General features: G+C 49.8%; 25 protein-coding genes. 12 read left to right on the top strand and 13 right to left on the bottom strand.

Translation table 11 applies throughout. From position 1 onward, the window contains the following. Window positions 1-15 precede the first annotated feature (15 nt). From F1593_RS22215 to F1593_RS28550, 9 genes are all read right to left on the bottom strand, one after another. Window positions 16-1449 (bottom strand): helix-turn-helix domain-containing protein, encoded by a 1434-nt coding sequence (locus F1593_RS22215; RefSeq protein ID WP_149403756.1) that lies wholly within the window; start codon window positions 1447-1449, stop codon window positions 16-18. Between the two features lie 252 nt (window positions 1450-1701). Beyond that, the gene (locus F1593_RS22210; RefSeq protein WP_149403755.1) at window positions 1702-2037 is read right to left on the bottom strand and encodes a hypothetical protein; all 336 of its coding nucleotides are present in this window, start codon (window positions 2035-2037) and stop codon (window positions 1702-1704) included. 83 nt (window positions 2038-2120) lie between these two features. After that, window positions 2121-2348 carry a hypothetical protein gene (locus tag F1593_RS22205; RefSeq protein WP_149403754.1) on the bottom strand — a complete coding sequence of 76 codons (228 nt, stop codon included), beginning with the start codon at window positions 2346-2348 and terminating at the stop codon, window positions 2121-2123. 471 nt (window positions 2349-2819) lie between these two features. Next, window positions 2820-2987, bottom strand: coding sequence for a hypothetical protein (locus F1593_RS28555; protein ID WP_172632348.1), 168 nt, complete (start codon window positions 2985-2987; stop codon window positions 2820-2822). A 75-nt stretch (window positions 2988-3062) separates the two neighbouring features. Continuing rightward, complete coding sequence (locus F1593_RS22200) at window positions 3063-3359, bottom strand: hypothetical protein (protein WP_149403753.1); 297 nt, start codon at window positions 3357-3359, stop codon at window positions 3063-3065. A gap of 59 nt (window positions 3360-3418) precedes the next feature. After that, window positions 3419-3622, bottom strand: a complete 204-nt coding sequence (locus F1593_RS22195; protein WP_149403752.1) for a hypothetical protein — start codon at window positions 3620-3622, stop codon at window positions 3419-3421. After that, on the bottom strand, window positions 3622-3831 hold the full coding sequence (locus F1593_RS22190) for a hypothetical protein (RefSeq protein WP_149403751.1): 210 nt from the start codon (window positions 3829-3831) through the stop codon (window positions 3622-3624). Before F1593_RS22190 ends, F1593_RS22195 begins: the two co-directional genes overlap by 1 nt. 166 nt (window positions 3832-3997) lie before the next feature. Then, window positions 3998-4222, bottom strand: a complete 225-nt coding sequence (locus F1593_RS22185) for a hypothetical protein (protein ID WP_149403750.1) — start codon at window positions 4220-4222, stop codon at window positions 3998-4000. A gap of 90 nt (window positions 4223-4312) precedes the next feature. Then, window positions 4313-4459, bottom strand: coding sequence for a hypothetical protein (locus tag F1593_RS28550; RefSeq protein WP_172632347.1), 147 nt, complete (start codon window positions 4457-4459; stop codon window positions 4313-4315). 663 nt (window positions 4460-5122) lie between these two features. Between F1593_RS28550 and F1593_RS22180 the strand changes: the two genes are divergently transcribed. The 5 genes from F1593_RS22180 to F1593_RS22160 all read left to right on the top strand — a co-directional run bounded on the left by F1593_RS22180 (window position 5123) and on the right by F1593_RS22160 (window position 10515). Continuing rightward, window positions 5123-5647, top strand: a complete 525-nt coding sequence (locus tag F1593_RS22180; protein ID WP_172632346.1) for a GIY-YIG nuclease family protein — start codon at window positions 5123-5125, stop codon at window positions 5645-5647. A 769-nt stretch (window positions 5648-6416) separates the two neighbouring features. Further along, window positions 6417-7142 carry an HNH endonuclease gene (locus F1593_RS22175; RefSeq protein ID WP_149403748.1) on the top strand — a complete coding sequence of 242 codons (726 nt, stop codon included), beginning with the start codon at window positions 6417-6419 and terminating at the stop codon, window positions 7140-7142. Beyond that, a complete protein-coding gene (locus F1593_RS22170) occupies window positions 7139-8719 on the top strand; it encodes a hypothetical protein (RefSeq protein WP_149403747.1) in 1581 nt (526 codons plus the stop codon). Before F1593_RS22175 ends, F1593_RS22170 begins: the two co-directional genes overlap by 4 nt. Before the next feature lie 20 nt (window positions 8720-8739). Then, a complete protein-coding gene (locus F1593_RS22165; RefSeq protein WP_172632345.1) occupies window positions 8740-9660 on the top strand; it encodes an ATP-binding protein in 921 nt (306 codons plus the stop codon). Between the two features lie 156 nt (window positions 9661-9816). Further along, on the top strand, window positions 9817-10515 hold the full coding sequence (locus F1593_RS22160; protein WP_172632344.1) for an ATP-binding protein: 699 nt from the start codon (window positions 9817-9819) through the stop codon (window positions 10513-10515). A 464-nt stretch (window positions 10516-10979) separates the two neighbouring features. Here the strand turns inward: F1593_RS22160 and F1593_RS29100 are convergent, their stop codons facing one another. Then, window positions 10980-11351, bottom strand: coding sequence for a hypothetical protein (locus F1593_RS29100; protein ID WP_216368960.1), 372 nt, complete (start codon window positions 11349-11351; stop codon window positions 10980-10982). On the opposite strand from F1593_RS29100, the gene F1593_RS29095 reads away from it, so the two are divergent. From F1593_RS29095 to F1593_RS22150, 3 genes are all read left to right on the top strand, one after another. After that, window positions 11351-11770 carry a hypothetical protein gene (locus F1593_RS29095; RefSeq protein ID WP_216368959.1) on the top strand — a complete coding sequence of 140 codons (420 nt, stop codon included), beginning with the start codon at window positions 11351-11353 and terminating at the stop codon, window positions 11768-11770. The two genes, F1593_RS29100 and F1593_RS29095, sit on opposite strands and share 1 nt — an antisense overlap. A gap of 162 nt (window positions 11771-11932) precedes the next feature. Beyond that, window positions 11933-12079, top strand: coding sequence for a hypothetical protein (locus F1593_RS28545; RefSeq protein ID WP_172632343.1), 147 nt, complete (start codon window positions 11933-11935; stop codon window positions 12077-12079). A gap of 158 nt (window positions 12080-12237) precedes the next feature. Further along, window positions 12238-12459: a hypothetical protein gene (locus tag F1593_RS22150; protein ID WP_149403744.1), complete on the top strand. Its 222-nt coding sequence runs from the start codon at window positions 12238-12240 to the stop codon at window positions 12457-12459. Between the two features lie 72 nt (window positions 12460-12531). Here the strand turns inward: F1593_RS22150 and F1593_RS22145 are convergent, their stop codons facing one another. Next, window positions 12532-12702: a helix-turn-helix domain-containing protein gene (locus tag F1593_RS22145; RefSeq protein ID WP_149403743.1), complete on the bottom strand. Its 171-nt coding sequence runs from the start codon at window positions 12700-12702 to the stop codon at window positions 12532-12534. Between the two features lie 186 nt (window positions 12703-12888). Between F1593_RS22145 and F1593_RS22140 the strand changes: the two genes are divergently transcribed. Next, window positions 12889-13590, top strand: coding sequence for a restriction endonuclease (locus tag F1593_RS22140; RefSeq protein ID WP_149403742.1), 702 nt, complete (start codon window positions 12889-12891; stop codon window positions 13588-13590). 1 nt (window position 13591) lies between these two features. On the opposite strand, the gene F1593_RS22135 is transcribed toward F1593_RS22140, so the two are convergent. Beyond that, window positions 13592-13900: a hypothetical protein gene (locus tag F1593_RS22135; RefSeq protein WP_149403741.1), complete on the bottom strand. Its 309-nt coding sequence runs from the start codon at window positions 13898-13900 to the stop codon at window positions 13592-13594. A gap of 463 nt (window positions 13901-14363) precedes the next feature. Between F1593_RS22135 and F1593_RS22130 the strand changes: the two genes are divergently transcribed. Together F1593_RS22130 and F1593_RS22125 are read left to right on the top strand one after the other, a co-directional pair. Next, the gene (locus tag F1593_RS22130) at window positions 14364-15131 is read left to right on the top strand and encodes a ParA family protein (RefSeq protein ID WP_149403740.1); all 768 of its coding nucleotides are present in this window, start codon (window positions 14364-14366) and stop codon (window positions 15129-15131) included. A 2-nt stretch (window positions 15132-15133) separates the two neighbouring features. Then, a complete protein-coding gene (locus F1593_RS22125) occupies window positions 15134-15553 on the top strand; it encodes a hypothetical protein (RefSeq protein WP_149403739.1) in 420 nt (139 codons plus the stop codon). A 1720-nt stretch (window positions 15554-17273) separates the two neighbouring features. On the opposite strand, the gene F1593_RS22120 is transcribed toward F1593_RS22125, so the two are convergent. After that, window positions 17274-18326, bottom strand: coding sequence for a hypothetical protein (locus F1593_RS22120; protein WP_149403738.1), 1053 nt, complete (start codon window positions 18324-18326; stop codon window positions 17274-17276). A 320-nt stretch (window positions 18327-18646) separates the two neighbouring features. Here F1593_RS22120 and F1593_RS22115 point away from each other — a divergent pair, with 320 nt between their 5' ends. Further along, window positions 18647-19078, top strand: coding sequence for a hypothetical protein (locus tag F1593_RS22115; protein WP_149403737.1), 432 nt, complete (start codon window positions 18647-18649; stop codon window positions 19076-19078). The last annotated feature ends 1989 nt before the right edge of the window (window positions 19079-21067 follow it).

Raw genomic sequence — 21067 nt, 5'->3', positions numbered from 1 at the left:
GGACGATCCGGACGCTCATGCACCAGCTTCCTCGGCCTTGGCCTCTTTGCGAATGGCCTCTATCCAATCCAACATCGTGCTCTTCGGCACTCCAAATTGATCCGCTAACTTCTGGCGACTCATGCGCGGACGATCTCGCAACAACTCTGCCAATTCCGCTTTACAATCCGCATAGTCCGGATAGGACTCTGCTATCTCTTCAACCTCTCCTTCCATAATCTGATCCTGATCGCCTTCGACTGGAGCCTCAGTGTCCAGCAACACATCCTGCTCGTCCTCGACCGGAACCTCTTCCGCTTGAACTTTTTCAACCGCTGCTTCCTCCTGCTGCTGAGCCTCTTTGCGCAGCTTCGTGACCCAATCCTGCATCGTGCTCTTGGGTACCCCAAAATGATCCGCCAACTTCTGCCTGCTCATGCGCGGTCGCGTCCGCAAGGTTTCCGCAAGTTCCTCCTTGCATTGCTCAAATTCCACTCGTGACTGTGCGATTGCCGGAAGCTGCAACCCTTGCGTTACCTCCTGGATCTGTACTTTCGGACTCGTCTTCTGCTCATCCTCACCCATAAGCAAATATTCCGCACGCTCTGCAAAATCGAGGAGCCGCGTAGTCATCCCTTCCTCGATCTTGTTGACGACCGCCAACCGTTTAGCCGGATCACTGCGGAGATTGCCAAACGCCTCCATCGAGAGCTCTATTTGCAAATCTGTTTTAGAATTTGCTAGGACCGCCTTACTGATCTGGTTGTCCATCATCGCCTCTCGAATCCCTTTGTTGCTCGGCTCCGCGTAGAGCTCCGAAAACACAAAGGTCAGCGAAACCGAACCCGCAATGAGAATGGAGAGGATGGTCGAATTCACCGGCCCGATGGGAGCAAAAAGCTTCTGCCAGAATTGATCACCAACGTATCCAGATATCGCCACACCAAGTAAAATCAACCACCCCGATGTCCAGCGATCACTGCGTAGTCGTTTGAGCTTCCGGCGATACTCATATTTTTCTCGCTCGGTCGCCTCCTTCTTGATGTGCTTGATGTGATAACTGTCCTCCAATTCCATCTTGCCCTTGCCCGCCGTCCGGTAGACCATTAGCCCACCCAGGGAGAGGCGTTCAATGAGGACCGCTAACGGGGCACACACGAGGGTCAGCACCAGCGCCCACGCTCCCATCATGATCCAGGCGAACGACACGATCCCTGCCGTGATTTGCATGGCGGAAAAAAAGATAGCGATGAGGTTGCCGTTGGTGATCTGGAGTCCCAGGAGCTGGCCGCCCAACTTGTGGGTCTTGGCAATCAGTTGGTTCAGCCCGGCTCCCTTTCGCTTGAGAGGGATGCTCTTTTGTGGGTGGGCAGTTTGACCAGTTTGACCAGGCTGCACTGATGCCTGCGCCTGTTGCGTAGGCTGTCCTGGTACTTGTTGTCCTTGCTGAGGAAGAGCTGTCTGAGTCATTATTTTTTAAACCCCCATACTTTTACTCGACTACAACTGACACAATACACACCATCTTTGAGCACGACCGCATGGATCTGACAGACCAGTTTCCCGCACTCGGTGCAGGCTCCACGGATCGAACGGTTGCACTGCCTGCATTTCTTGGGTTTGAGTAGGTTTCTCAACATGAGTGACCTCCAGGTGCCTGACCAGGCGACGACCAGGCGACGACCAGGCACCGTACAAATGAGCCGGCGAGCAATAGCCAGCTTATTTCGACGAATTCAGGATGACGGTAAGGGCTGCGATGCTTTCGTTGAGTTGATCACGCTGTCTGGTCAGCAGTTCCAGCGTGAGTTTGTTGACTTCCTTTTGTGCTTCCGCGACACGATGCTCGTACCAACCTATCCCCCAATCCGCTCGTACCTCCAGCACATGCTCATCACAATCCCCTTTCGGGTCTTTTATCCAGGCAAGCGCTTTGGTATAGGTCTCCAAACCCATTTGTTCAAAGGCCAAGACTTTCTGGAGGAGAGACGCAGGATACGTGGTATAGTCCCCCTGGGTGATGCCTTCGCACTCTTTGGCATCGTATTGAATGATCATCTTTTTCAAACTTTCCTTCTCGACTCAGGTGAGATACAATGCTCTTGTTGGAATGCATTGGCTCACCAGAGCCGATAACTCTCTTAGCGGCCGTTCCGTGTACTAGGCGGTGCGGCCGTTTCGTCTTCCTCTTCTTCAACCACCTGCCGAGGGATCACGCCATGGACGCGATAGCCCAGCTCCTGCAACTCTTTTTTCGCTGCTGCTGCTATCGACCCATCTGGATCTTCTTCGACCACAAAGTGCTCCATATTGCGGCTGGACTTGGAGACTTCCGAACGCTTACTGGCGTAAATGGTATAATCAGTCATCTATCTCCCCTCCTGTTCAAACTCTCGTTCGAACCGGTCACCCATTTCCAAATGTCGCTGGCACATCCCTGGTTGTTTTATGCGTTTGCCACAATCGGGGAATGAGCAACGATACACACCTCGCATGTGCCGTAGGATAAGAAATGCTTTTTTCATGCAACCTCCCACATCTGTAATTCGCTGTTCCAAGTAGCCTTAACCCATTTGCCGTTGAGGCCGATACACACACCATCCTCGCCATAGAGTATTAATGCTGCCGTCACGCGGCCGTAGATCAAGCAATCACTATAGCCACATCCACTCATGCTGCCCCTCCCATGGACTCGTATTCTTCGCACACTTCGCAACCGCCAAGCTCATCCATGATGCACCCGCAATCCGGACACAGATCAACCACGAGACTGACAGGCGGCAGTTTATCGCAGTAGCACCAGCCATGCTCATCGCGCTTCTGACCACAATCAGGACAGATCATCGGCTGCCTCCTACAAACAGGCCGATGAAAAAGAGATCACCGACGGTATAGGCAAGACCCAGAACGAAACCGGGGAAGCCTGGATGCATGAAGCTGTAGATTGCCATGCCTGCAAACAGGACGACAATGAACAGGTAGACTTTTTGGCGTAGGCTCTTGGTCATAAGTGTTCAATCCTTTCGGCTAAAGATACTAAGTTGAAGCACCAACGTTTCAATCATCCACGCTGGCCGCTGACCTCATCCCTCGCTATACACAAGCGATGCAATGATCCATCCATGTCGTGATCGCACTTGCAGTCTTCCCTGCTGCGTCCGGGCTTGATAAATGCGAAAGATCGTCGGGCCTGTCGTCATGCCAGTAGCATAGACGCCATAATTGTGGCCGTTCAAGTTCCGCTCGATGGCCTGGTTGATCTCGCGCGCCGTCTCCAACACGGTGCGGGGAGCGCCAGAGATTGGCGCGTTCACCAAGTTCATTGCTCGTTCATTAACCACATCAGTTGTGAGCATGACCATTGCTTCATCATCTGGCATAGACTTCACTCCAATTTCAAGCCGTCCAACGGGTGTCAGACGGCATCCAAACAAACACGTTACGCCGGCTCATCACGCACAAAACCGCGCTGCGCCAGAAATGCGCGCAATTCATCATCTGGCATTGTCGTGCGGAACCCACCTGCGACCATATAAGCGCTATATCCAGCCGCGAGGAGGTCCGAAACGATACTCGCAATAGAGTCGACAGCAACGAAGCGAGTCTCTTTGATCTCCTCAGAGGATGCATGTTCATGGAGCATCAAACACCTCCGCGTTGGCGGCGGCGCTGGAGCTGGCGAAGTCGAAGGTTGTTGCACGACTGGCAAAGATAGCGCGTCATCTCACCCGTGCCGCTACTGCTGAATGGCTGGGCATTGGGGTCATAGTCATTGCAGTGATAACAGCGACCTCCGAATGGTTCGCACTTCTCTCCGAACCAGGGCCGCTGCCCTTGCTTGTCTTGTTTCATCGGTTCTCTCTCCTGTCGTATTGATCGTATTGAGCATATGCGTACTGTGGTTGATGATCTTTGCGTACTTGTTGGCGGCACTGCCAACAAACGGACAATAAAACACCAGCAACCTGCACCGTTGCACGCTTGGGGACGTTTCGGTCACAGACCTGACAGCGTGGCATTATCGGCCTCCGCGACGGCCAATGCCGAAAAAGCGGTAGGCACGCTCAGCATCTTGTGCCGATTGCCGCCGGTCAGGATGTTGAACGGTGTCGTGATAGGGCAGATTGGTGTGACACCAACAAGAGAGATCGTCGCAGTAAGGGTGCTCCGGGGTATGTTTCTCATCAAATGTAGGAGGGACCGGCGTGGGATCAGGAAGGGACAGAGGTTGTAACCACTTCATATGGTATACTTCTCCTTGTGACACCCAATTGCCTGCAAAACACTAGGGTGTCCGGTTGGCGGTAGAGGTTAGCGCCTCTACCGTTTCGCGTTACAAGATAGCAATCCCAAGGACGCTCTCCAGGGACTCAAAGTCTAACAGGGTCAATGCATCGATAATCGCCGCCATACCATTGGCTGCTGGGAGGGTGATCTCTTTGCTTTCTCCCTGCGCACTCAGAATTTGTACTGTATACATTGCAGCTCCACGTACCTTGCACATGTCTGGGCCGTGCAATACTGGCCTGGTCATCCTCAAAAAAATCGTTGCAGCGAGATCGGGATCGAACCGTCTTTCGGGCCTTGCACTCCTGGTGCTGCACCCACGCCTGTTGCATTCGCCACATGCTGTAACGCCGTATTGCTTCGACACTCTTAGCATCCGCTAGAGGCATACGCCGCTTTGTCGCCGTCTCTCGATCTACTCGATAAACATCTCCTTCTAATTTGTTATTCTCCGCGACTTACTATGAATAACTGCGTTTATATTCGAATGTCGCACTCACTAGTCAGGAGTATACATTCCATTTTGCGTATTTGTCAATACATCTGCGATTATCTGCCATTATTGCATTACAGTAGACAACCATGTTACAATGATGTCAATCAAAAGCGACGGAGGAAACAAATGGAATCGGAACAGTGGCTACCAATGAAAGAGGTCGCAGAGATGCTTCATATCTCATATGACAAGTTATCTCGCCTGGTCAGACAAAAAGTCATACAGACCCAAAGTGATGTGCTCGATCAACGGAAAAAACTAGTAGAGTTAAACGAGGTGAAACGTATATTCAGGATACCGTAAACATGATGTAGGTAGTACTTTCAGATGTACTTAATCCTTTATTGGAGAAAGCCAAACATGTTCACATATACCATTTATGCTTTACAAGATCCCCGCAACAATAAAGTACGATATGTTGGACTAACAGCAAGTGCACTAGAAACACGGCTGAAAGAACACATGCAGGCAACATCTGGGGGCTCAGATAAAATTAGATGGTTACATGAACTAGAACAACTAGGAGTTAAGCCCAAAATAAAGATATTGGAAGAAGATGTAGAAGCAGGCATGGCTGAGGAGAGAGAGACGTACTGGATTAATTATTATCATAGAATTTCACCTTTGACTAATATCAACAAATTAAAACCAAATAAATATTCATTATATTTCGACCCAGAGTTAGATGAAAAAAACTCTGAAGAGCGCTGGATGAATATGAGGCAAACTGCTAGGTTATTGGGGTTAAATTATCAGACACTTTGTATACTAGTCGCTAGAGGAGAAGTGAGAAGTAAGAAATCAGGCAATTGGAATGTAAGGCTTGTAGAAATTAACGAGATCAAAAAGGTATTTCAGAAGAGATTCTATCCAGAACCGAATTAACGCCAAAAGGGCTACCCACAGCGGCCAAACTGCAGATAGCCCTTATAATGGTTTTGCAGGATGTGAGCAGAAATTCTTGGCAGGTTTTTCTACACATCCAGAACAGCGATCCCTGGGAAAAAGGATTGCCAGCTAAATTGTTAGAGAGTGGTTGCAACACCATCTCCTACTTTCACAAAATAGGAGTACTTGTCATGAGTATACCACAGATTGAAATATCCCTCCCTAAAAGAGGGGAGGATTATGCTATTGGTTCCCGGGTTCTTCCCGGGTTGTTCCCGTCTTCTTCCCGGGTTGTTCCCGTCTTCTTCCCGGGTTGTTCCCGTCTTCTTCCCGGGTTGTTCCCGTCTTCATATGCTACCGTTATCTCCAGGAGGGCAAGCACAATTCAGACGGGGCCCCAATACATTTCCGACTCACTTCCGACTCACTTCCGACTCACTTCCGACTCGGTTCCGATGCCAGCTGCTACGCTCCCTAGAAAAGGAGATGCTATGCAGAATACTCACCTTCAGATACCTTTCCCGTCTTGTTCCTGGCTTGCTCCTGGCTTGCTCCTGGCTTGCTCCTGGCTTCCTATGTTACGGTTGCCTCTAAGGGGAGAACGAATACGACGCAGGGGCTACCTATCCATCGGGAGCCCATCGGCTGCCCCTGGTGATCTAAATGGCAGCGCAAATTCACCACGATGGCAGCGCAAATTCACCACGATGGTAGCGCACGTTCAGAGGTCTGCTGCTACTCTCCCTAGAAAAGGAGGTAACTGTTAGTGAATATTCCTCTAATTATTCGGCATCGCAATACATATGGGCGTCTTTCACTTGAAGAAGACTACCTAACGATTTGTAAAGGGAATCATTGCAAAGCTCTGGTGCTTAAAATTCTAGAAGAAAACACACAAAAAGCAGCAGCAGAAGAGGGCCCAAAAGATTTTTTCTTCCCCCTAAGCTATAGTGATTTCCAACATAATATGTATGACATTTATGGAAAGAGTTCTGTAATTGCAGCGCTGGGAGATTTGGAAAAAGATGGCTTAATCGAAAAGCGAGTTCACGAGAACTCTTACAACTATGTATATGAATACCGCCTTAATATACCAATCGTCCAGCAGCTATTGGATGAGCTATCAGAGAAAAAAGGGCCAAAATCTTATCAATACAAGAAGCCTCTCCAACTCGATAAAATCATCTCCATCGCCTCTCTTCGCAGCCAATATGAAATACTGGAAAAATTCGGCGGAAAATGTGCCTACTGCCAAACCAACCAAGCAATGGTTTGGGACCACGTCATTCCAGTCATAAAAGGGGGCGAGACGAACCTCAACAACTTAGCTCCAGCATGTATAAATTGCAACAGCGCAAAAAGAGATTTGGATGTAGTGAGCTGGATGAAAACACACAAATTACAGCCAAGCCCGGCACTTCTTGAGATCTTTACTACCCTTGATATACAACATTTAGCCAATAGCCATCAGAAAGGAGGTGAGCAACAGTGAGTGACGCCATTATTTTCAATTACCCTTATAATTTGTTCTTAATGGAACGCTTAGAATTTGTGCTCATCACACAAGATGACCTCGAAGCAAAAATCATGCGCCTGGTCGAATATGAAATGATCAAGAAAAAGGAAAAATGGCAAGCAGAGGTTACAAACGCAATTGAGGCAAAAATTGCACCCTCCGAAGAGCCAAAGGAATACTGGTGTCAACTCTCCCATGCCCAAATCATTGGCAAGCTCTACAAGTTTGATGCGGCAAAGGTGGGAGGCAAACATCCTTTATCGATCAGCAAAGCCACAATCAGAAAAGCGCTAAACAACATCGTAGAAAAAGGTTGGCTCCTTACACGTACTGCGCCTGATGACGAATTTGGAGCTCCACAGTACACATTAAACCGGCAAGCAATTCAGACTGCAATGAATGAGCTTCCTAAAGATCCATTCAGTCTGTTTTACTTAGAGAAGACCCCCCTTAAAATTTTTGAGGGGGGGGGTCAAAATAATTCAGGGGCCCCCTCAAAAATTTTAAGGGGGGGGGGTCAAAATAATTCAGGGGCCCCCCTTAAAATTTTTGAGGACTTAAAAGATAGTAATAAAGATAGCTTAAAAGATAAGGATAAAGAAAGCAGTAGCTACGCAGCGCCAAAGAAGCAAACATCGGAGCCACCACTATCAACCACTGCTGCTGCTGCTATCCTCACCATTTCTCAATTAAAGAATTTGGCCCCGGAGGAACTGGCGCGACTGAAAGCGGAGATCGACACGCTTATGGGAGTGCAACAACAGGAAGCAACGGATGTCGAATCGCAACCATCCCCAGCTTTAAAAGAAATGGCCGCCGAACTGCAAAACGGTCAAGAAGATCAATTAGAGCATAATGTAGATGAAGAAGTAGAAGTAGAAGTGGAAGTGGTGGAAGAACAGCCGCAGAAACCGGAGCGGCCCGGTGCAGATGCTCCGCGCACGGCTGAAATGGTGGTGCAGCTGATTGAATATCTACGGGGAACACCGTATGCACCCAGGGAACGCATGCTCGAATTACGGAAGGCAGCGCTGCTATTGAGTCAGAAGGATGTGCCCGATGTAAGTCTGGCAGCAATCGAGGAGGCCTGGCTGCATGGCTCGGATGACTACTGGCGAGAGAGGCATGGTGGGGATGACCTGCATGTGCACGATCTGGTGAACCGTGACTCCAAAGGGATACTTCGTCTCCAGGCCTTCCTGGAGCATAAGCGTGCGCAGGATCGGCGGCAACCGGTGTCCCTGTCCTCACGACGATCACAACGAGAGGTCGCTACACCTCAATCTGAGCCTACGCCACAAGCCACCTTATCAGAGGAGCAGGCGCAGGCAATTGTGGCGCAGATTGCCCAGGATGCGGCAGCGCATGGGTATGATCTGCATGGAGTAGCGAAGCAAGAGGGCGCTGGATGGAAGGTTCAGGGAAAGTGGAGATCCGTCGCCTGGAAAGATGAGATGGACCTGGAAATTTACAGTGAGCGGCAATGGATGCGCGAATTCAAGGAATGGCAAGAGGTTATCGAGATAGGAACGGCACGCCGTCAACGGCAATAAGAAAGGGTAGGAGCACTCGTATGGATCACATCAAGGATAGCATGCATCGAGCCACCAATCGGTCTGCGTTTCGTGTTGTACGGCCATTGACGCACAAGCCTCTTCAGCATTGGGAGGAAGGACAGGGAGATGGGGATTGGGAAGTAGGAGAAGACGAAGCCGATGCGCTGGTTGAGGAGACGGCGGTTGGGAGCGAGCGCGATGATGACCGGGCTGATCAGCCGTTTGTTCTGGCGAAACCCAGAGGCCAGGTTCCCCCGCCAATGCCAGTGTGTCCTCTCTGTCGTGGAGCTGGCTATCTGCGGCAGGATGTGCCCTATGGGCATCCTGATTTTGGCAAGCCGCTGGAGTGTGGCTGCCATGAGAAGATGCGGAAGGAAGAGGAGCAACAGCGGCTCAAGAAGCAATCACAGCTTGATGGCCTGCCGCGTTTTGCGGATGCGACGTTTGATGGGTTTGATGCGACGGTTCCTGGCGTGAAGCAAGCATACCAATCTGCGTACAAATTTGCGATGCGACCCAAGGGATGGTTAGTGCTGGTTGGTCCCAATGGGTGTGGGAAGACGCACCTGGCCGTGGCCGTCGCCAAAGAGCGGCAGGATCTCGGCGATACGATGATGATCCAGACGGTGCCGGACCTGTTGGATCATTTACGCTCCGGTTTTTCCTCCTCGACCTATGAGCGGTTGTTTGATCAGCTGCGCACCGTTGACTTCCTGGTGCTCGACGATCTGGGGGCGCAAGCAGACTCGCTCTGGGCGCAGGAGAAGCTCTTTCAACTGCTCAACTATCGCTATAACAGCATGTTGCCTACCCTGATCACGGCGAACCATTTGCGTATGGATGAGCGGGTGGCCTCGCGGTTATCAGATCGCGGCCTGGTGACGATGGTGATGATGGACCAGGCGAAGGATTATCGCCCCAACAACGCACCAATTTGAGGAGGAGAAGGGCTGAGGGGAAGGAGCGTGAGTGCATTGGTCGTCTTTTTATACTGAGAAGGGAGGATGGGATGGTAAATACTGGCTGCCTAGCCTGCCACTATAGTGATGGTCTGTGGAGTGGGTATGGATGTGAATGGAACAAAGGAGGATGAGATGGAGAGGATACAGCAAAGGGACGAGGTTATTCGCCAGCTTGAGGAAGATGTGGATGTGAAAGAAATACAAGCGATCATCGAGGATGCAGTGTCGAGAAGCTCTGATCAAATGCGCGAGGAACGAGAGCAGCAACTCCTTGAAAAGCAGCCGCAGCTCGACGACCTGGTGCGTTTTGCGGACGCGACGTTTGATACGTTTGATGAAACGGTTCCAGGTGTGAGGCACGCCTATCAGACAGCCTTTCGCTATGCGATGCGACCCAGAGGATGGCTTGTACTGGTGGGTCCCAACGGCTGTGGGAAGACGCACCTGGCTGTGGCCGTCGCCAAAGAACGACAGGAAGCCAACGATACGATGATGATCCAGACGGTGCCAGACCTGTTGGATCATTTGCGCTCCAGTTTTTCCTCCTCGACCTATGAGCGCCTCTTTGATCAGCTGCGCACCGTTGAATTTCTGGTGCTCGACGATCTGGGTGCGCATGTGAACTCGCCCTGGGCGCAAGAGAAGCTCTTTCAATTGTTGAACTATCGCTATAACAGGATGTTGCCCACGTTGATCATAGCGAACCATGTATCTGTGGATGAGCGGATAGCCTCGCGGTTATCAGATCGCGGCCTGGTGACGATGGTGGTGATGGATCAGGCGAAGGATTATCGTCCCCACAATGTGCTGGAGCAGGAGAAGGAGGACTAAGAGAACAGGACAACGAAGAGAGTGACCCTTTCTGATTGCTCTCTTCATTGTCAGACGAAGTGGGTGGGAGACAACACAGCCATTCTTAGTAGATCCGCTAGATCCAGCGCTAGCAGTCAATCATTTCGTACAGAGATGATGTGCCTCCTTCCCAGTGCGTATGACGTAGAGCCAACTGACAACCTTCGGAGGACCAATTCATTCAACCCAGGCTCAAGTATGCACTTTTACTAGTATGATACATAAATGCGTTTATAAATATAATTTGTATTTATAATTATACTCGTAAGAGAGGGAACAGTCCCTCTCCTATGAAGATCAAAGATTTTGAGAGCTCGCATTTTTCTTCTCTTTCTTTCTTTCTTTTTCTTTAAAAGAGGGAGAGTACTGTTGTTTTCAAAACCAATTCCCATGAGAAAGGAGAAAACTTTTGACGAAGAGATTGAGTTTCCTGTGTGTGGCACTCATCCTTGGACTCCTGGGAAGTTTTGCCATGTTTCCAAGTGGAGCTTCAGCTCACACGGTGCAATCCCAGGTAGCAGGGCATGGGTGTCGGCAATGGTGGAATTGTTCTGGACCTCCCGGACCTCCGGGATTTCCCGGACCTCCGGGACCTCCCGGCCAAGCAGGACCTCCGGGACCTCCGGGATCTCAGGGATCTCCCGGCCAAGCAGGACCTCCGGGACCTCCCGGACCTCCCGGATCTCCCGGCCAAGCAGGACCTCCTGGATCTCCCGGATCTCCTGGATCTCCCGGATCTCCCGGATCTCCTGGATCTCCCGGACCTCCCGGACCTCCCGGACCTCCCGGACCTCCCGGACCTCCCGGAGCAGCATTGGACTTTGCAGATTTTTATGCGTTGATGCCTCCTGATAATGCTGCAACCGTTGCTGCTGGCGCAGACGTACGTTTTCCGCAAGATGGACCGACGAGTGGGATTTTTATTGCTCGCACTGGTCCAAGTACATTTAATTTGGCTGTTCCTGGCACGTATCAGGTCTTGTTTCAGGTGAGTGTCACTGAACCAGGTCAACTGGTTGTAACGCTTAATAATACTGAGTTAGCCTATACCGTGGTCGGGCGAGCAACCGGCACTTCGCAAATCGTGGGATTGGCTCTTGTGACAACGGCAACCCCTAATTCAGTGCTGACTGTACGAAATCCTAGTACCAATTCTACTGCGCTCACCATCACTCCTTTGGCTGGAGGAACAAGGCCTGTTTCAGCCCATCTTGTGATTACACGACTTCGATAGATGGGAAAACAGAAGAGCATACTGGACGATAGGAAAGGGAAAAGTTGAGCCTGATCAGGTTCAACTTTTCCCTTTTTTGGAGCTTTTCTGTGATGAATGTGGACGAATTTGGAAGGGGCCGGTTTCAGAAAGTGCAATGAGAAGAGGATGCGTTCGCTTTAGATGTTGCCCACGTTGATCACGGCGAACCATGTGCGCGTGGATGAGCGGATAGCCTCGCGGTTATCGGATCGTGCCCTGGTGACGATGGTGGTGATGGATCAGGCGAAGGATTATCGTCCCCACAATGTGCTGGAGCAGGAGGACTAAGAGAACAGGACAACGAAGAGAGTGAACCCTTCTGATTGCTCTCTTCGTTGTTGGACGAAGTGTGTGGGAGACAACACAGCCATTCTTAGTATAGCGAGTCGCCCCAATCAGGAAAAAAGAAGCGAAGGGCAAAAGAGCGTCTGTATCCAGGAAGGACTGTGAGCACGCTCATACATCGCTCTGTTTGCGTTTCTCGTCGAGAAGAAAGGGGCAAGCAGAAGAAGCTCGACGGTGAAGAAGCCAGAGGAGCGGTGGGGGTCTTCTGCGGACTCTGTGCATGCTCTGGACAATGGATAGCAGCCCTGGGCAAAGATATTCGAGGAGAACTGCGAGAGGGAGCGCGATCTGGATCGGCTGCCCTGGTCAAGGAGGAAGTGTAAGATGTCAATGTGAGAATGAAAATGTGTACGATCCATTTCATTCCCACATTGACGCTGTACAAACAGACGTTGTTATGCTAATAACACATCGATTGCAGCACGACGGACGCGATAGGCTTGGCGTTCTCCTGCCCGGGGTAGCACAATTGCTTTGAGAATTCCGGCCTTTATCCAGCGTCGAACGGTCGTATCATCGACACGTAGGAGCGCTGCGACTTCTTGCACAGTTAAAATCTCTGACACACAAGCTTCCCTTTCTACTTATATAACTTCCTACCTATCTATATACCACCCACACCGCATGGAATAGAATAGAACCATGACCTTTGTATTGCATCAAAAATAACTGCCACCGCTTTTCCTGTTTCCTTTGCCACAGAGAGAAGCATCTTTATATACTGTTCTATTTGCAAAGGAGGTGATCACACGATGCGAAATGTGTATCTGTTGTGGATGGCTCTTTCCCTGTTTCTCCTCTTTGTCGTCGTTCGCTCAATTTCTCCCGTTCTTGCCTTCTTTAGCATCGTAGGAGGGACGCTTCTGCTCCTGGTGTTTCTCTCGTTGGTATGCTCATCAGGGACGAAGCGTGCGGTAACTTCTCGTGTCATTGTACGTGTAACTCCTCCCCCTGAGCCTGTGCGATCCAGATTGTCTATTCCAACCACAGCCCAGATGGCCCATGCCAAGTTGAATGATTTTGAGTTTGAGCTCTTTGCCGCAGCGGTGATTATCGGTGGTGAACATCTGGGACATACGTTTGCCCGGCACTGCGGCAAAACTGGAGATAAAGGAACCGATGTCGTGTTAAAAGATCGCTTCTCTCGACGTGTCTGCGTCCAGGCGAAGCGGTATCGGCTTGGCAATGCGGTCAAATCCAGTCAGGTCCGTGAGTTCAGTTCATCCATTCGCAGGTATCGGGCGCACAGCGGCTATATAGTGACAACTTCGACGCTGACACGCGATGGGATCGATCATGTGGCTGATGAGAACTTGCGCGCTCCGCGTGGGCAAGGCAATGAGGTACATGTCATTGACCATCAGCGGCTGAATGATTTGCTGCGATCTCATCCTGCGGAGATCGAGCGGGCATGGCAGCATGTGTTGGCCCAGCATACTGAGAGTACAAGCTAGCTCATGATTGATATGGGAAGGCCGCCTGGTTGGAGGCAACCTGAACAAGGATCGCTTTTTCCTTTACCCAATAAAATGCCCGAAGAGGAGCAAGACCAGAGTGATCAGCATGCCCAGGCTGAAAGGCACGTCCCAGTTGCATGCGGTCACCTTCCCTTGCCCCCTGCGTGGCGATGGAGATGGCCGGCGAGGATAGGGCGGGAAGTTGATGCAGTGAGGCACGCAATACAAGCGGAGTGACTTGTGGTGTCGTGAAGATGGGGCGGTGTCTGATGGTGCTATGAGGCATGCGTGTTTCCATTGATGACATGATACTTCTCCCTCACTCTCGAATTGAGTGTTTCTCTCATGAAGGAAAGTGTACCGGATGGCTGTGGTTGGGGCTACCCTTTTATCCACCGATGTGCTTTGCGTTTTGGGGATAATTTGTGGAGAAGAAGCATGGCGTTGTGGAGAAGTGAATGCGAAGCAGCGTCGCGGATTGATCAGTGAGATCCAAAGGCTCATACAAATATTCTGTTCCCCCTCATTATTTGACAGAATAGCGAGCTTAATACCGTTATAGAGGAATACCATTTTGCCTTGAAAGTGGTATTCACTTCTACCTTTTTAGAGGGATACCTTTTTGCTCTTATAGTATGAAACCCTTTTGTCTTTCTACCTTAATAGAGTGATAGCATTTTGCCGTTTTCCCCTCTTTGCGTTATACTCTTTTACAGTATTGCTCTGATAGCATTTTACCGTGATACCCTGGATGGAAGGAGATTGAGTTTATGCCAATATATTGCCTTACCTCAATAAAGGGGGGTGTGACCAAAACGACCACGACCGTGAACATTGCGCATGGCCTGGCGCAGACCGGTCGAAGAGTGCTCGTCATTGATGCTGATCATCAATGTAATGCAACATTAGCTTTGTTAGGAGGAGCCCAGGAGGCGAAAGCGGGAACCTTTTATGAGGTGATGATGGATCGCAGGCCAGTGAGCGAAGTGATCCAGAGAACAAAATTTGAGAACCTGGATATCGTGCCAGGGTCCATGTGGTTGTCCAATGCGAATACCACCCTGGCGAGTGCCTTTGGAAGAGAAACCATTTTACAGAAAGCACTTGAGAACGTGAGTGGATATCATTATATCCTGATTGATACGCCTCCTAATACGGAGCTGATCACCGTGAATTGTTGGGTTGCGTCTGATCACCTCGTTGTTCCATTAACTCCTTCCTGGTTTGCGATGTTTGGTATTCGCATCCTGGAAATACAACTTGCGGATATTCAAAAGCAAACGGGACGAACCTATAGCATATTTGGTGTGGTCATTGCTTTAGATGATCATACAAGCAAAAGCCAAACACGCATGGAGCAAATTCGTGAATATTTTGGAGCGAAAGTGTTTACGAGTGTTATCCCCAAAAATGTCAAAGTTGAGATGGCAACGGATGAGGCTGAGGCGATCTATAATTATGCACCTGGCTCCACCGGAGCAAATGCGTATGCGCAATTGGTTTCTGAGTTCATCCAGCGCAGTGAAGGAGGTGCATGATCATGCCAAAACAACCACCAGTCAATCCCTTGCTCGGCCAAAATATTCCTCCTGCACCCGGCCTCAACAACGAGAAGCCAGCATCAGGAGAGAACGATAGAACGGCAACAGAGGAAAAGAGTAAAACAGTATCAGAGTATAACGGTAAAATGGTATCAGGAGATAGCGCTAAGCCACTATCAGAGCATAAGGGTAAAGATGTATCAAGGTATAACGGTAAAACGGTATTAGGGGATAACGATAGTGATGTGGAACTAGGAGAGAAAGCAACGATTGAATTAAGCCTGTATTTGCGGCCAAGTCAGGATGATAAACTAGAGGATTTACGTCGAGCCTATAAGCGGCGTGTTGGAAAGAAAATTAGTGCCAATGAGATTATGCGGCGCCTGATTGAACATGCCTCATTAGATGATCTCTTCTAAGGGGCTGTTCTCATTGGGGAAAAATGCGGGATGAGAGTTTAAGACCAGGAAAATGAAAGAGATCATCCCGCATCTTTTTGCGCTATCCTCAGACGGATCGAACCCTCTGTAACATATTAAGTGTAGAGGTCTTGGTGATCGATGATCTTCTTGCAGTATCCTGAAGCGGATCGAGTCCTCTGTAACTATGTGCCAACAAGCACATCATTCGAGACGGTAAATGTCTTGCAGTATCCTGAAGAGGATCGAAGCCTCTGTAACACCTTTGCTCCACGAGCTCCGCCATTTTATGAAGAACTTACAATATCCTGAAACGGATCGAGCCCTCTGCAACTCACCTAGCCTTTATCGACAAGATCGCTGACGCCCTCTTACAGTATCCTCAAACGGATCGAAGCCTCTGCAACCTTGCGGCTAACGGCCGCTACTATTGTTGGCGTGAGCTTACAGTATCCTGAAACGGATCGAAGCCTCTGCAACTTGATCCGCATTTACAGCTCGTGCGCGGCAGTGATCTCTTACAGTATCCTGAAACGGATCGAAGCCTCTGCAACACATCTTGGTGAACTCGGCGATCAGGTCTTTATCGATCTTACAGTATCCTGAAACGGATCGAAGCCTCTGCAACTATAGACAGTCTATATTACCTCTACAGTGCTTAGAACTTACAGTATCCTCAAACGGATCGAAGCCTCTGCAACATAATCAGGGAACATTTAGCCATTGGGCTCAAACCGTCTTACAGTATCCTCAAACGGATCGAAGCCTCTGCAACAGTGCGCAAAGAAGCGCATAAGCAATTGTATGACCTCTTACAGTATCCTGAAACGGATCGAAGCCTCTGCAACAAAAAGAACGCAAGAGCACACAAGGTCGAAAAGCAAACTTACAGTATCCTGAAACGGATCGAAGCCTCTGCAACAGCCAGGTCAAGAACATGATCCGCGCATTCCCGGCACTTACAGTATCCTGAAACGGATCGAAGCCTCTGCAACAAAGCAATTATAATTACATGTTCCGTTTGCCCGACTTACAGTATCCTGAAACGGATCGAAGCCTCTGCAACAAAGCAATGAACAGATGCGGATGAATGGAGTTCTCTTCTTACAGTATCCTGAAACGGATCGAAGCCTCTGCAACACCAGGGCAGCGCTCCCGTTTCACAGATCACATGCGCTTACAGTATCCTGAAACGGATCGAAGCCTCTGCAACCCCTACCTGATGCCAGTTTCGGCAAACTGATTCAGACTTACAGTATCCTGAAACGGATCGAAGCCTCTGCAACCGCGTGGCAACGGATCGCCCCCTTGCTGTCCCCAGCCTTACAGTATCCTGAAACGGATCGAAGCCTCTGCAACCGAGGGTTGCGTGAGGGCTTGCTTTGGCAAATATGACCTGTCGTCTGTTCAAGGGCCTTATTTTGGCCTCTGAGAGCGATGTGTTCTCTCTTGTTATACGCGATTTGGGTGCTCTGGTCAAGCTTTTTCGAAAATCGATATTTGCCCCCTGACACGGAAGGATTTTCGGATGCACTTTTGCATTTTAAATTGATTGATCATGCGTATTCCATGGGCGCAAACTGCTGAAGCAGGGCATAAATTGACCTCGTTCTCAAGGTTGCCCTGATGCTTTGCGGTGATTTTCGAAAGGGGGCCAGAGAGAGCCAGTTTTGCAGAGGGGAAGCCCACCGTTGTCTCCTCTGGGGGCTTCTTTCTCTTGTTAGAACCCTGCCGGGGTGAAGGGATACTCTGGATAGTCGTTGAGCAGGCCGAGCGAGACGGTGTAGATCCGCTTGTGTTCCCTCCAGCGATATTTGGCGTAGGGACCAACCCGGGTAATGTCGTAGACCAGATCGCGCAGCTCTTTTGGGAAGGGGCTGTTCTGGCGGATGCAGGCGGCGACGCGAGGATCAATGGCCTGCTCCACTTCCGGGGAGAGAGGACGGCCGTGTTCGAGATGATGGGCCCAGGCCGAGCCGTAGGCAATCACCTCCTTTTTATAGTGTCGCTTGGGAACGTAAAAGATCTCGATCCAGCCGTTGCCCGCGACCAGGCCAGATCGTAAGGCGGGCAACTGTGCCTCGAATGCGCGGAGGAGCTGCCGGGACTGTTCCACCGATCCTACCAGGGGTGTCAGTGGTTCATCCAGATGTTGGACCCGTAGCTCCTCTCGTGACAAGACAACCCCCTGGATCTCTTCTGTTCCCTCTGGTTCTGGCTCTGGCTCCGCTGGCTCCGGCTCTGGCTCTGGCTCTGGCTCCACAGTCCGTTCCAGCTCCAGTTCCACTCCAGGTTCCGGCTCTGGTTCCATCGGCTCCACTGTTTTCTCTCGCCAGGTGGTGAGGAATTCTTCGGAGAGTGTTTCATCCTCGCTCAAGAGTCCATTCGCCAGGTCGAGCGCAGCGCGGATCGCCTGCAATCTTCCCATGAGCCGCTTGCGCCGTTGGATGGCGAAGATGGTGCGCAGATGGTGTTCATGCTTTCGATTGTGGAAACGCTCGATGACAGCGCGAGCGGCGAGATGATCGGCAGCCGTGAATGCCTCTGTGGGATCGTCTGCCTGCTCAATCTGCTGCAAGGCCTCCAGGTGTTGCTGGGTCTGGTGGGCGGCCAGCAGGAGCGCCTCGATCTCTGCTGGTAATTGGTCGCGCAGGGTGGTCAGTTCCTCATCGAGGGCATCGAGGGGATGTGGCTCTCCTGGTTTCCACCAGACGCGCCCGGTTCTACTTTCCTCGATCTTGCGGGGGCCTCGCTCTGTGCGTGGTCGTGGCATGGTGCGCTCCTTTGTGCGATGAACAAAAGTTGTGATCATTCTATATAGTATATTCCCTTATAGACAATCTCAACAAGTAAATCCCTCTGAAAAGCGGGAAGGACACGGGAAGGGAAAGTACAAAAGGTACGAAGTACACTTCGTACCTTTTGTCTTTGCGTCCTGGGCTCTCAACGAGCTTGAGGAGCGGGCGGAGAGGCTCTCTTCCCAGGGGGCATAGTCATCGATGAATTCCCGTAAAAACAATGTCGTATACTTCGTGAGGGAGATCCTACAATCGTCACGTGATTTTTGATCGTCTGGGCACAGAGGAGGAGGGTATGAGGACCTGCGTGTGGTGTGATAAACCTTTGCCTGAACCACAGTCTAAAGGCCATCGACGGCGTGAGTTTTGTTCGAACCAATGTAAACAGCGCCACTATCTGTGGCATAAGCAGATGAAACACGACGCTGACATGATAGCCGAACCCTACTGGAAAGCCGCATATAGTGTGCTGGTTGAACGATACAAGTGGATCGAACTTCGTCTCCAGGAACGGATATCTGATCTTGAAGAGGAACAAAGGCGCGTCGACCGATTGGAAGAAGACAAGCAGTACTATATCAAACGATATGAGGACCTCCAGATTGATTATTCAGCGCGGCTAAAAGCCCTTGGCATGAGCGAGCAGGACATCAAAGAATTTGATGCCTATTGGACGGCGCACCAGGATACCATTGCACAGTCTAATGATGAATTGAACGATTTCTAGCACTTTTCTTGGTTCTATTCAAGCGCCATTTCATCATCGGCATCAACGCTTTGTAGTTTCTCACCACAGTTCCCACAAAAATCATCAAGCTGGTTGACGGTTGCTCGGCACGAGGAACACTTGAGATAACTTGGTCTGAGCGTAATCATACTTCTCTTAGAGCTACGAGGCATAGTAGGTATATCATCTTCAAAGGCAATGCGGGTTGAGCGAGGCGTTGATTTGAGCCGCACGGAATCATCGAAGGAAGAAGCGCGAGGAATACTTTGTGTTCTATATCTTATGATGTGGGAGGAAGCATTCGGGTCAACCCTCCCACTACTTCTGGAAAAGTGAACGCTCGTGCTTTGTCGATAGGAGGGTGAAAGGTCGACTCTACCCATTCTCCTGGTAACCCTGGTGCGCCGTAGTGGGGGAGGGGGAGTCCAAAACTGATCTGAGGAGTCACCCCGACTTGCATCAGGTGGAGGTGTCTTTATAATGGTTGTGTTACGAGGATAAGGCGTTGCTCTCTTTATTGGTACAAGCTCTTCATCTTCATGCATCCAGGTCCCACACTGCGGGCAGTAGGAGTGTTTGATTTTTGTTCGTTGTTGGCACCGTGGGCATTTCTGATGGCGTTGCAACCAAATCCCACTCAGTATTAAGAGACAAGCGGCAATGAACAAGATCGCCCACAAGGTCACAACATTCATTCCTTTTCCTTTCCATCGCATGGATGACGAGCACTTTTGGATAAAGTGTATCACATAGATGGTTTTAAATACAAAATACGCTTATGAGGCATAGTACGAAAGAGTACAGATGGAAAGTTCTACGCCTTTAAACTTCGCTGTATCCTGCCTGGATCAAGAATTCGGTGTTTGTGCTTGCTCTCATCCACTATGCTAGAGAGGTAAGAGACATTGATGAGAGAGGAGAGCCCAACACTAGTTTAAGCTCTGCTTGAACGGGCTCCCACTCTCACCAGTGCCTCTATGGGCCTTTCTAGAAGTGCATCATGGGTTGTATGGGTCGGGTGGGTTGGTCAGTGTCGGATGGGGGAATCGTGCAAAATCTTATTGCACCTCTGGCGTACAATATGCAGGACGCATATTGTACGCGGTGATTGGCTCTCATTCCTAAAAGAGAGAGGCATACAAGTCCCATACAAGTAAGCACAGCCATTTATCCAATCGTCACGTGACTTATGCTGCTCTGGTGCAGGGAGAAGGTCAATGAGCGCCTATGGGTAGTTGATATAGCCTATCTACCAGGGCAGCCCACCACGAACGCCGACTCCGCGAGCGGGCACAAATAAGTTGTGAGTATTTTATATAAAATGACCACAACTAACCATAGGTTCGATCTTTCCCTTTGGTGTGTGCTGGGTTGTCATATCGATTTTTTATAATTGTAAGTTGTGAGCTATCTATATAAAATGATCACTTATAAAAACGTGCAAGTGCAGTGCTCCATATATCACGTGTCATGCAGCATTTTCTTGACGTAACATTATTGTTCGCATCACGTGATAGTCCGTACTTGTTAATTACACACACCAGTACGTATAATTACAGTAGTTACAAAAAAAGAAGACCGCACTTCCTGTGATGTTCATTTGTACTCATCGGTTATGTGTATTTATAAGCACTTGCTTACCAGTTATGTATACTCATACTGTGTGGTTATGTGCACCCTAATGCTTTGTACAGGTAGGTATCCTATGTATAATGAGTACACAACACGGTTATGTACACTCATTATATCTATACAATATAGGTGATGTGCACCCATATGGAAGTGTACATAGTACCATCGTGCCATATATTATGTACTTTACCCATGATGTACACCCTACTACGCAGTAACATACCCATGATGTACACTTTACCACCTGACAGTAACATGTACACACCGGTGATGTTACCACGTCGTAGTACAGCAAGTGTAGGGATTATCTAGATAATCCCTACACTTGCTGTACTACGACGTGGTAACATCACCGGT

Origin of the sequence: Dictyobacter arantiisoli (assembly GCF_008326305.1) — a bacterium.
GTDB classification, from domain to species: Bacteria; Chloroflexota; Ktedonobacteria; order Ktedonobacterales; family Ktedonobacteraceae; genus Dictyobacter; species Dictyobacter arantiisoli.
The sequence above is the reverse complement of the archived record's forward strand: the minus strand, read 5'-3'. Positions and strand labels throughout refer to the sequence as shown.

Excerpts from the sequence above, each read along its gene's own strand:
- F1593_RS22205 (WP_149403754.1), bottom strand. The coding sequence starts at position 2,348 with ATGACTGATTATACCATTTACGCCAGTAAGCGTTCGGAAGTCTCCAAG.
- F1593_RS22125 (WP_149403739.1), top strand. The coding sequence starts at position 15,134 with ATGCCAAAACAACCACCAGTCAATCCCTTGCTCGGCCAAAATATTCCT.
- F1593_RS28550 (WP_172632347.1), bottom strand. The coding sequence starts at position 4,459 with ATGTATACAGTACAAATTCTGAGTGCGCAGGGAGAAAGCAAAGAGATC.
- F1593_RS22140 (WP_149403742.1), top strand. The coding sequence starts at position 12,889 with ATGCGAAATGTGTATCTGTTGTGGATGGCTCTTTCCCTGTTTCTCCTC.
- F1593_RS22190 (WP_149403751.1), bottom strand. The coding sequence starts at position 3,831 with ATGAAACAAGACAAGCAAGGGCAGCGGCCCTGGTTCGGAGAGAAGTGC.
- F1593_RS22195 (WP_149403752.1), bottom strand. The coding sequence starts at position 3,622 with ATGCTCCATGAACATGCATCCTCTGAGGAGATCAAAGAGACTCGCTTC.
- F1593_RS22210 (WP_149403755.1), bottom strand. The coding sequence starts at position 2,037 with ATGATCATTCAATACGATGCCAAAGAGTGCGAAGGCATCACCCAGGGG.
- F1593_RS22200 (WP_149403753.1), bottom strand. The coding sequence starts at position 3,359 with ATGCCAGATGATGAAGCAATGGTCATGCTCACAACTGATGTGGTTAAT.
- F1593_RS22120 (WP_149403738.1), bottom strand. The coding sequence starts at position 18,326 with ATGCCACGACCACGCACAGAGCGAGGCCCCCGCAAGATCGAGGAAAGT.
- F1593_RS22180 (WP_172632346.1), top strand. The coding sequence starts at position 5,123 with ATGTTCACATATACCATTTATGCTTTACAAGATCCCCGCAACAATAAA.
- F1593_RS28555 (WP_172632348.1), bottom strand. The coding sequence starts at position 2,987 with ATGACCAAGAGCCTACGCCAAAAAGTCTACCTGTTCATTGTCGTCCTG.
- F1593_RS22130 (WP_149403740.1), top strand. The coding sequence starts at position 14,364 with ATGCCAATATATTGCCTTACCTCAATAAAGGGGGGTGTGACCAAAACG.
- F1593_RS22185 (WP_149403750.1), bottom strand. The coding sequence starts at position 4,222 with ATGAAGTGGTTACAACCTCTGTCCCTTCCTGATCCCACGCCGGTCCCT.
- F1593_RS22165 (WP_172632345.1), top strand. The coding sequence starts at position 8,740 with ATGGATCACATCAAGGATAGCATGCATCGAGCCACCAATCGGTCTGCG.
- F1593_RS22135 (WP_149403741.1), bottom strand. The coding sequence starts at position 13,900 with ATGTCATCAATGGAAACACGCATGCCTCATAGCACCATCAGACACCGC.
- F1593_RS22215 (WP_149403756.1), bottom strand. The coding sequence starts at position 1,449 with ATGACTCAGACAGCTCTTCCTCAGCAAGGACAACAAGTACCAGGACAG.
- F1593_RS22115 (WP_149403737.1), top strand. The coding sequence starts at position 18,647 with ATGAGGACCTGCGTGTGGTGTGATAAACCTTTGCCTGAACCACAGTCT.
- F1593_RS22160 (WP_172632344.1), top strand. The coding sequence starts at position 9,817 with ATGGAGAGGATACAGCAAAGGGACGAGGTTATTCGCCAGCTTGAGGAA.
- F1593_RS28545 (WP_172632343.1), top strand. The coding sequence starts at position 11,933 with ATGTTGCCCACGTTGATCACGGCGAACCATGTGCGCGTGGATGAGCGG.
- F1593_RS29100 (WP_216368960.1), bottom strand. The coding sequence starts at position 11,351 with ATGCTGCTCCGGGAGGTCCGGGAGGTCCGGGAGGTCCGGGAGGTCCGG.